The following is a 675-nucleotide window of genomic DNA, read 5'->3' as shown; positions in this document are numbered from 1 at the left end:
CGAAGCTTATCGCAGCTTATCACGTCTTTCATCGGCTCCCAGTGCCAAGGCATTCGCCCTGCGCCCTTGTTCGCTTGACCTTTCAAACGTTCTTTCAGAACATTTGGTATCCTCTTGATTCTCTCTTTTGCCAACGAAGATTATTGTTACCCTTCCTTTTGAAATTGCAATATTTCTTAAAAGAACTTACTATAATCTTTGTTTCGCAGTTATTATTCAGTTTTCAAGGTACGTCTTGGTGATGTCCCTCAAAGCCCGGTCTCCCGAAGCTCTGATTTTCATCACATGGTGGGCCAAAATGGACTCGAACCATCGACCTCACGATTATCAGTCGTGTGCTCTAGCCAGCTGAGCTATTGGCCCATGTGGTGGAGATTAAGGGAATCGAACCCTTGACCCCCTGCTTGCAAAGCAGGTGCTCTCCCAGCTGAGCTAAACCCCCACATAAGGTTTTGAGTAACCCCTTTTCAGGGCCCTCAAAATCGAACAATATCTACTCTGCTTGTATCTGTCACCTGTTCCAGATGGCCGACCATCTTCGATGTTCTTCCATCTGCCTGACTCCTTAGAAAGGAGGTGATCCAGCCGCAGGTTCTCCTACGGCTACCTTGTTACGACTTCACCCCAATCACCAGTTTTACCTTCGGCGGCGTCCTCCTTGCGGTTAGACTACCG

2 tRNA genes and 2 rRNA genes are annotated in these 675 nt (G+C 48.0%); all 4 read right to left on the bottom strand.

Annotated features, from left to right (window positions below):
* Nucleotides 1-80: ribosomal RNA gene (locus D3F01_RS15870) — 23S ribosomal RNA — on the bottom strand; the annotation flags it as partial.
* A 206-nt stretch (nt 81-286) separates the two neighbouring features.
* Nucleotides 287-363: transfer RNA gene (locus D3F01_RS15865), tRNA-Ile, on the bottom strand.
* A gap of 3 nt (nt 364-366) precedes the next feature.
* A tRNA-Ala gene (locus D3F01_RS15860) sits at nt 367-442 on the bottom strand.
* A gap of 127 nt (nt 443-569) precedes the next feature.
* Nucleotides 570-675 (bottom strand): 16S ribosomal RNA (locus D3F01_RS15855); the annotation flags it as partial.

Origin of the sequence: Faecalibacterium sp. BCRC 81149, assembly GCF_022750605.1 — a bacterium.
Lineage (GTDB): Bacteria > Bacillota > Clostridia > Oscillospirales > Ruminococcaceae > Faecalibacterium > Faecalibacterium duncaniae.
Note: the sequence above shows the minus strand (reverse complement) of the source record. Positions and strands in the feature narration are given on the sequence as shown.